The organism is Nocardioides sp., from assembly GCF_034670285.1.
Classification (GTDB): Bacteria; Actinomycetota; Actinomycetes; order Propionibacteriales; family Nocardioidaceae; genus Nocardioides.
On record NZ_JAXMNS010000159.1, the window covers coordinates 1 to 7,765 of the forward strand.

The 7,765-nt window shown below is 72.0% G+C and carries 9 protein-coding genes; 5 read left to right on the forward strand and 4 right to left on the reverse strand.

Going from position 1 to position 7,765, the window contains the following annotated elements:
- On the reverse strand, positions 1-548 hold a 548-nt coding region (locus tag VOI19_RS09610), incomplete at its 3' end, for an RNA polymerase sigma factor (protein WP_323792743.1).
- A gap of 286 nt (positions 549-834) precedes the next feature.
- Between VOI19_RS09610 and VOI19_RS09615 the strand changes: the two genes are divergently transcribed.
- The 3 genes from VOI19_RS09615 to VOI19_RS09625 are packed head-to-tail and all read left to right on the forward strand — an operon-like array spanning position 835 to position 4,395.
- Positions 835-1,923 carry a hypothetical protein gene (locus tag VOI19_RS09615; protein WP_323792744.1) on the forward strand — a complete coding sequence of 363 codons (1,089 nt, stop codon included), beginning with the start codon at positions 835-837 and terminating at the stop codon, positions 1,921-1,923.
- A 7-nt stretch (positions 1,924-1,930) separates the two neighbouring features.
- Positions 1,931-3,148: a hypothetical protein gene (locus VOI19_RS09620; protein WP_323792745.1), complete on the forward strand. Its 1,218-nt coding sequence runs from the start codon at positions 1,931-1,933 to the stop codon at positions 3,146-3,148.
- Positions 3,145-4,395, forward strand: a complete 1,251-nt coding sequence (locus VOI19_RS09625) for a hypothetical protein (RefSeq protein WP_323792746.1) — start codon at positions 3,145-3,147, stop codon at positions 4,393-4,395. The genes VOI19_RS09620 and VOI19_RS09625 overlap by 4 nt, the downstream gene beginning before the upstream one ends.
- Here the strand turns inward: VOI19_RS09625 and VOI19_RS09630 are convergent.
- A complete protein-coding gene (locus VOI19_RS09630) occupies positions 4,356-5,048 on the reverse strand; it encodes a hypothetical protein (protein ID WP_323792747.1) in 693 nt (230 codons plus the stop codon). The two genes, VOI19_RS09625 and VOI19_RS09630, sit on opposite strands and share 40 nt — an antisense overlap.
- Positions 5,049-5,086: 38 nt before the next feature.
- On the opposite strand from VOI19_RS09630, the gene aat reads away from it, so the two are divergent.
- Both aat and VOI19_RS09640 read left to right on the forward strand, forming a co-directional pair.
- A complete protein-coding gene (aat, locus tag VOI19_RS09635; RefSeq protein WP_323792748.1) occupies positions 5,087-5,815 on the forward strand; it encodes a leucyl/phenylalanyl-tRNA--protein transferase in 729 nt (242 codons plus the stop codon).
- A 41-nt stretch (positions 5,816-5,856) separates the two neighbouring features.
- The gene (locus VOI19_RS09640) at positions 5,857-6,360 is read left to right on the forward strand and encodes a hypothetical protein (protein ID WP_323792749.1); all 504 of its coding nucleotides are present in this window, start codon (positions 5,857-5,859) and stop codon (positions 6,358-6,360) included.
- Here the strand turns inward: VOI19_RS09640 and VOI19_RS09645 are convergent.
- Both VOI19_RS09645 and arsB read right to left on the reverse strand, forming a co-directional pair.
- Positions 6,357-6,689, reverse strand: coding sequence for a rhodanese-like domain-containing protein (locus VOI19_RS09645; protein ID WP_323792750.1), 333 nt, complete (start codon positions 6,687-6,689; stop codon positions 6,357-6,359). The genes VOI19_RS09640 and VOI19_RS09645 overlap by 4 nt on opposite strands.
- Positions 6,686-7,753 carry an ACR3 family arsenite efflux transporter gene (arsB, locus tag VOI19_RS09650; protein WP_416366368.1) on the reverse strand — a complete coding sequence of 356 codons (1,068 nt, stop codon included), beginning with the start codon at positions 7,751-7,753 and terminating at the stop codon, positions 6,686-6,688. Before arsB ends, VOI19_RS09645 begins: the two co-directional genes overlap by 4 nt.
- Positions 7,754-7,765: the final 12 nt, after the last annotated feature.

Here is a 7,765-nt window from a genome sequence, read left to right on the forward strand (position 1 = left end):
CATCGGGCCTCCTCCAGGTTCATGTCGAGTGCGCCGCGAAGCGCACGACGGGCGCGATGGATGCGTGACCGCACGGTTCCGACCGGGACACCCACTGCATCGGCTACCTCGGCGTACGAGAGCCCCTCCCACGCGTAGAGGAGGAGCGTCTCGCGGTCGTCAGCAGCGAGCGTGGCCAGTACGTCGCGGACGACGTGCCACTCCCGGGACGCATCGACGCCGGCGATCACGGCGTCGTGATCGTCGACGTACCGGCCGGCCCAGGTCCCGCTGACCCGCATGTCGCTCGCCGTCGTCCGGAAGTGCCGATGGGTCAGGTTTCTCGCGATCCCGTAGAGCCAGGGCAGGGCAGAGCCGGACTCTGAGGCGAACGACGCTCTCTGAGCGAACGCGGCGGTGAACACCTCCGAGAGAACATCGTCGGCGACCTGATGCCCCGCACGACGTGAGACGTACGCGTGAATGGCGCCGTGGTGGCGATCGAAGATCTCAGCGAAGAGATGGGGCTGCCGCCGAGATCGTGCCAGCACCTCGGCACCCGTAAACATGGTCACACGACCCTATGCCGCTCGACAGCAACGCGGTTCACGACCACCCGACTTCGCATGCCCTACTTCGGTGTCCGAACGTCGGCATGAGCGCGTTCCCCTCGCGCCCGTTGCGACGTTGTTCCTCTCGTGCGGTGCTCTGCCTCGGTTGCGGTCGGCGCTTGCCTCACCGGATCTCGTCGGGCCCGTTGCGACGTCGTTCCTCCGTCACAGGGCTTGCTCGATCTTCGTTCCCGACGCCGGTGCTCGTGCCTCGCACCGGCTGGTCACTCGCTACTCTTCGGGGATGAGCAAGCGCGTCTACCTCCACATCGGCGCGCCGAAGACCGGCACGACGTACCTCCAGGACCGGCTGCGGCTCAACGCCCGCACCCTGACTGCGCACGACATCCACTTCCCGAGCCGCAACATGGCCGTCGACGCGCCTCTGTTCCACTTCCGCGCGGCCCTCGACCTGATGGGTCAGGACTGGGGCGGCGAGCCCGGCCACGCCGTCGGCAGCTGGGACGCGCTGGTGCGGCGCATCCGTCGCCTCGACGGCACGATCATCGTCAGCCACGAGATTCTTGCCCCGGCCCAGACGGCGCAGATCGCCAAGGCCAAGGCCACGATCGCGCGCGCCGGCGCCGAGCTGCACATCGTCTACTCCGCCCGCGACCAGGCCCGCCAGATTCCGGCCGCCTGGCAGGAGAGCATCAAGCAGGGCCGCACCTGGAGCTATCGCCAGTTCTGCAAGCGCGTCGTCAAGCAGCGCTCGTGGTTCTCCCGCGCCTTCGACCTGCCCGAGGTGCTCATCGCCTGGGGCGAGGGACTGCCGCCCGAGCAGGTGCACGTCGTCACCGTCCCGCAGTCGCGCGGGCCCGAGCTGTGGCAGCGCAACTGCGCGGTCTTCGGCATCGACCCGGCCTGGGCGCCGCGCGAGTCCGAGGCCCGCAACGCCTCGCTCGGCGTGCCCGAGACCGCGATGCTGCGGCGCCTCAACGCCCAGCTCGAGCGGGTGCCGCGCCAGGAGCCCAGCTATGACGGTCTCGTGCGCCGGATGCTCGCCGAGGAGACCCTGGTGCAGCGCACGTCCAAGCCGTTGCTGCTCCCGCCGCAGATGCAGGAGTGGGCCGAGTCCGACGCCGAGCGCTGGATCGAGTGGATCGTCGGCAGCGATGTCTCGGTCCATGGTGACGTCGAGGACCTGCGCCCGCGCCCCCGCGACCCCGAGGCCGGCTGGGCCAACCCCGACAAGATCGGCGCCAAGCCCCAGCTCAAGGCCGCCATCGAGGCGCTCGCCGCGATGACCGCCGAGGCCGGGCGCCGCGGTGACCCCGGCGACAAGCTGGCCTCCAAGGTCAAGCAGCGGGTGCGTCAGCTGCGAGATGACTGAGGCGCTCATGAGCGCCGATCGGGCCTGGGCCTGGGTCGCCGCCCTGCGCGCCGGGTCGACGACGCCGTGGACCCAGTGGGTCGCTGAGTCCGCCGAGACCGCGGCGCCCACGGGGCGCGACCTCCCCGGCGCCCACCAGCTCGAGCTCGTACGTCGGGTCAACCTGGCGGTCGAGCGCGGCACCGCAGCAGCCTCCCGCGCCGAGGTGACGACGCTGGTCGAGCGCATCCTCACGGCCAGCCCGACGGGTCGCGGGGTGCCCGACCGCGACCTGATCGGCGCGGTGCCCGAGCGCTCCTGGGGGCTGCCGCCGGTCGACCCGAGCGACCTGGCCGACTGCGACCTGCTGCCCGTCGCCGCGCGGCTGGTCGCTGAGGACCTTCTCGCCTCGGGACCCCAGCCCGAGCCCTCGCAGCAGGGCCGGCCCACCGCGCCTCGCCGCGTCGTACGACGGCTGAGCCGAACGCTGCGTCGCGACCGCGGCCACCAGGTGGTCGGCGCACCCTGGCAGGCCTGGACGGCGCGCGACGAGCTGATGCGTCGCGGCCGCGCCCTCGGCGGACCGGAGCACCCCCGGCACGCCGTCGTCGTGGTGGGCCAGGACCCCGCGACGATGCTGGTCGACGCCTACACCGCGCGCGCCTTCGACACCGGTGGCCCGGCCTGGGAGGGCTGGCTGCGCTCCGGACCTGGTCGCTCGCTGCCCCGCCGCGCCGACCTCGCAGTGATCGCCGCGACCTGGGCGGCGACGACCGACAGGGATCGACTCGTCCTCGTGGTCGACCCCGAGAGCCTGCCGCACGCCCTGGGTCTGCCGACCGGAGCGCTCGGCCGACTCACCCCGCCGCGGCCTACTGCGGCCGCCGTCGACCTGGCCCGCCGCGTCGCTCCTCCGCTGGGTCTGTGGGTGCCCGCGAAGGAGCGTCGCCGCCTGCTGCGCCGCGTCCTCCTGCCTCAGCTGCTCGCCGACGCCGAGACGCACCCGTCCCCGTCGCTCGCCCTGCCGGAGGCGGCGCTCCCGCGCGTACGACGCCGTGCCGAGCGGGTGCGCGAGCAGGTCGCGGCCGCTGGATACCCTGTGGCCGGCGACCTGCAGCGCCTGCTGCCCGATCCCGGGCACCTCGAGCCGTCCGGCACCTGCCCGGACGACGCCGAGGTGCTCGCGCTGGCGATCCGGGTCCTGCTGGGCGCCACACCACCGACCACGAGGGGAGCCGAGAGATGAAGCGCCGGATCCTGCTCCACGTCGGCACCCCCAAGACCGGCACGTCCTACGTGCAGGACGTCATGTTTCGCAGCCGTCCGGCGCTGCTCGAGGCCGGCATCCTCTACCCGGCCGAGCGCTTCGATGCCCACTTCCTCGCCGCCCTGGACCTGATGAGCCTGCCCTGGGGCGGCCTCGAGGCCGAGGCGATCGGCGCGTGGGACCGTCTCGCCGAGCAGGCGCGCGCCCACCACGGCACCACGATCATCAGCCACGAGATCCTCGCCCACGCCTCACGCACGCAGGCGGCGCACGCCCTCGAGTCGCTGGGTCACCGCTGGGACCTTCCGGCCGACGAGCAGGAGACCGAGGTGCACGTGATCGTCTCCGCGCGCGACCTCGTGCGCCAGGTACCCGCGGAGTGGCAGGAGAACGTCAAGCACCGCAGCACGCTGTCGTACGCCGACTTCCTCGCAGGCATCCGTGACCCCGAGCGTCGTACCCGTGTGTCGAGCTGGTTCTGGGCCGTGCAGGAGCTGCCCTCGATCCTCGACCGCTGGGCCCACGACCTCCCGCCCGAGCACGTGCACCTGGTCACCGTGCCGCCGTCCGGCACGGCGCCCGACGTGCTGTGGCAGCGCTTCAGCCAGGCGCTGCACCTCGACGGTCTCGAGCTCGACCACTCCGCGTCGCGGGCCAACCCGTCGATGGGAGTGCCCGAGACGGCCCTGATCCGCCGCATCAACCTCGCGGCCAACGACGTGCTGGCGCCCCCCGACTACCGACCCCTGGTGCGCGAGCTGCTGGCCCACCAGACCCTCTCGCAGCGCCGCAACTCACCACGGATCTCGCTGCCGCCCGAGACGCACGCCTGGGCGCTCGAGGTCGGCCAGTCGTGGATCGAGGTCATCGCCCAGCAGGGCTACGACGTGATCGGCGACGCCGAGGAGCTGCGCGGCGCCCCGGTGCCCGAAGCGGTCGAGGGCCAGTCCTGGGCCGACCCCGACCACCCCCGGCCGCGCGAGGTCGCCGACGCCGCGCTCGACGCGATCACCGCGCTGGCCCTGGAGGCCGCGCGCTCGCGCGCCGAGATCGACCGGCTGCACGGCGAGCTCCACGAGACCCGGCAGGCGCTGGAGCGGTCCTACCTGCGCGTGAGCTATCGGCTGCGCGAGAAGATCGTGCGTGGACTGGAGCGCTCGCGCCCCGGTCGGCTGATGATGCGCGGTTATCGCACCGTGCGGGGCAGGAACTCGCCCTCGGCGTAGTGGCCGATCTTGTAGGTCGACCAGCCGTCGGTGCCCATGCCGACCAGTCCGCCGATGCCCGGCACGCGCCGTCCCATCGTGGTGGCCAGGCGCTTGCCCGCGACCCGGGTGATCAGGTCGTTGGCGACCTCGGCGGAGACCAGCGCATCGATCGCGGGGTCGTGCACCGGGGCGGTGGCCAGCGCCATCGGCGGCGCCGGCAGCTTGCCCTTCTTGACCAGGGCGTCGACGTCGTCCTCGCCGATGGTGGTGACGAGGACGGCGTTGTGCACCCGCGGGTCGCCCAGGTCGTAGCCGCGCAGGTGTGCGACACCGGCGACCATGCGGGCCTGGAGCACCGCGAGCCCGGTGAGGTTGGCGGGCACGGCCACCGTCATCGTGACCAGGCCCCCGAGGTTGGTGGCGAAACCCTGCACGCCGGCGTAGCGGATGTGGTGGTCGACGACGCCCTTGACGGCCGCGTCGACGTCGCCGTCGTGGCCGCGCAGGATCTTGTCGGCCAAAGGCGCGGCGCCGAGGACCGGGCCGGCGCCGTGCAGAGCGCAGTTGAGGGTCTCACGCACGAAGGAGGCGCTGAGGCCGGGCGCCATCGAGGTGACGCGCGGGACGACGCGTGGCGCCAACTGCCGGCCGATCGAGCGGGTGACTCCCATGCATCGATCCTACGGGGCACAGGACTACGGTCACGTGCATGGATCGCCCCTCCGACGCCGTCCCGGCCGGATCCGGACCCGTCGAGCCTCCGGTGACCCGCTGGGTGTTCTCCGACATCAACGAGGCCGACGCCGACGAGGACCTGGTCGCCATCGGCGCCGACCTCGAGCCCGGCACGATCCTGGCCGCCTATCGACGCGGGCTCTTCCCGATGCCCTTCGGCACGGGTCGGCGCGCCAAGGAGCCGATGGGCTGGTGGTCGCCCGTGCAGCGCGGCGTCCTCGAGCTCGACGACCTGCACGTCTCCCGGTCGCTGCGGCGCTCGCTGCGTGACTTCGAGATCCGCATCGACACCGCTTTCACCGAGGTGATCGAGGCGTGTGCCGACCCGGACCGTCCGCACGGCTGGATCGACCGGCAGGTGCGTGAGGCCTACGTGGGACTGCACGCGCTCGGCTGGGCGCACTCGGTCGAGGCCTGGCAGGACGGCCGGTTGGTGGGAGGGCTCTACGGGCTCGCCCTCGGCGGCCTGTTTGCTGGGGAGTCGATGTTCCACCGCACCCGCGATGCGTCCAAGGCTGCCCTGGTCGGGCTGGTCGACGTCCTGCGCGACGAGCACGCCGAGGCCCGCCTGATCGACGTGCAGTGGCAGACCCCGCACCTGGAGACGCTCGGGGTGAGCGAGGTCCCGCGCGACGACTACCTGGCGCGGCTCGACGCCCTGCTCGCCGTCCCGCTTCCCGCAGCCTTCGCGCCGCGGCGCTGAGCAACCGACGGGGTCGCCCGCGAGGTGGCTAGTGTCTCGGCATGACTACTCCCGCGCTCGCTCCGCTGCGCCGCCGTGCCGCCGCGGTCTCCGCACCCCTCATCCTCGCCCTCGCCCTGAGCGGGTGTGGGGGCAGCGACTCCGCGGGCTCGCCGGACGACGCCTCCGTCGAGGACTTCTGTGCGGCCTTCACCGACCTCGCGAGCGGCATGACGACCGAGAGCGACAGCGACGCCGTCGACGCAGCGAACTCCTACGGAGAGGGGCTGGCCGAGGTCGGCACGCCGGCGGAGTTCAGCGACGAGGCGCGTGAGGGCTTCGTGCTGTACGTCGACTTCCTCACCGGCATCGAGGACGGCGACGTCGAGGAGCTCGAGGGGGCCGAGGACCCCGAGGAGGTGTTCGGCGACGACGCCGAGAAGGTCACGACCTTCAGCTCCGAGGCGAGCACGACGTGCGCCGGTGAGCTGGGTGACCTCGAGGAGCAGCTGCAGGACCAGCTCGGTGACCTCGAGGACCAGCTGCCCAGCGACTCCCCGAGCTAGAGCACCTGGGGCGGCTGGCCGGTCTCGCTCACCATCGGGCGACCGGCCGCCTCCCAGTCGAGCATGCCGCCGTCGAGGTTGACGACGTCGTAGCCCTGCTCGGCCAGCCAGCCCGTGGCCTGCGCGGAGCGGCCGCCGACGCGGCACACCACGAGGGTCTGGCCCTGCGAGACCTCGCCGACGCGGTCGGGGAGGTCCATCAGCGGCACGTGCACGGCCCCGTCGACATGGCCTGCGTCGTACTCCGCCTGCTCGCGGACGTCGAGGACGGCCAGGCCCTCGGGCAACGGGTCGGGGACGCCGGAGAGGCTGACGGTGGGGATGCTCATGAGCGCGACTCTACGGTCGCGGTCGGGTAGAAGCGTCGCCGTGCCCAGAGGGCGACGTAGACGAGGCCGACGAGCACCGGGACCTCGATCAGGGGGCCCACGACACCGGCGAGCGCCTGGCCCGAGCTCACTCCGAACACCCCGATCGCGACCGCGATCGCGAGCTCGAAGTTGTTGCCGGCGGCGGTGAAGGCCAGCGTCGTGGTGCGCTCGTAGGTCATCTTCAGTGCGACGCCCAGGGCGAACGAGCCCGCCCACATGATCGCGAAGTAGGCCAGCAGCGGCAGCGCGATGCGGGCCACGTCGAGGGGCTTGCCGGTGATCGTGTCGCCCTGGAGCGCGAACAGGATGACGATCGTGAACAGCAGGCCGTAGAGGGCCATCGGGCCGATGCGGGGCAGGAAGGTGTCCTCGTACCATTCGCGGCCTTTGGCCCGCTCGCCGAACGTGCGGGTGAGGAAGCCCGCCAGCAGGGGGATGCCGAGGAAGATCAGCACCGACCCGGCGATCTTCCAGATCGAGACGTCGAGCCCGGCGCCGGCGGTGTCGCCCTCGCCGAGGCCGAGCCAGCCGGGGAGCAGCTCGAGGTAGAAGTAGCCGAGACCGGCGAAAGCGATGATCTGGAAGACCGAGTTGATCGCGACGAGGATGGCGGCCGCCTCGCGGTCGCCGCAGGCGAGGTCGTTCCAGATGAGGACCATCGCGATGCACCGAGCGAGGCCGACGATGATCAGGCCGGTGCGGTACTCCGGCAGGTCGGGGAGCATCAGCCAGGCCAGGGCGAACATCAGTGCCGGGCCGACGATCCAGTTGAGGAAGATCGAGGCGCCGAGCAGGCGCTTGTCGGCGGTGACGTGGCCGAGCTCGTCGTAGCGGACCTTCGCCAGCACGGGATACATCATCACCAGCAGGCCGATCGCGATCGGCAGCGAGACCGACCCGACCTCGACCGCGGCCAGGGCGTCGTCCAGGCCCGGGATGCCCTTGCCGAGCAGGACCCCGAGCACCATGGCGGCGAGGATCCACACCGGCAGGAACCGGTCGAGGGTCGAGAGCCGCTGCATCACGGCGGCGTC

Excerpts from the sequence above, each read along its gene's own strand:
- VOI19_RS09615 (WP_323792744.1), top strand. The coding sequence starts at position 835 with ATGAGCAAGCGCGTCTACCTCCACATCGGCGCGCCGAAGACCGGCACG.
- VOI19_RS09620 (WP_323792745.1), top strand. The coding sequence starts at position 1,931 with ATGAGCGCCGATCGGGCCTGGGCCTGGGTCGCCGCCCTGCGCGCCGGG.
- VOI19_RS09625 (WP_323792746.1), top strand. The coding sequence starts at position 3,145 with ATGAAGCGCCGGATCCTGCTCCACGTCGGCACCCCCAAGACCGGCACG.
- VOI19_RS09630 (WP_323792747.1), bottom strand. The coding sequence starts at position 5,048 with ATGGGAGTCACCCGCTCGATCGGCCGGCAGTTGGCGCCACGCGTCGTC.
- aat (WP_323792748.1), top strand. The coding sequence starts at position 5,087 with ATGGATCGCCCCTCCGACGCCGTCCCGGCCGGATCCGGACCCGTCGAG.
- VOI19_RS09640 (WP_323792749.1), top strand. The coding sequence starts at position 5,857 with ATGACTACTCCCGCGCTCGCTCCGCTGCGCCGCCGTGCCGCCGCGGTC.
- VOI19_RS09645 (WP_323792750.1), bottom strand. The coding sequence starts at position 6,689 with ATGAGCATCCCCACCGTCAGCCTCTCCGGCGTCCCCGACCCGTTGCCC.
- arsB (WP_416366368.1), bottom strand. The coding sequence starts at position 7,753 with ATGCAGCGGCTCTCGACCCTCGACCGGTTCCTGCCGGTGTGGATCCTC.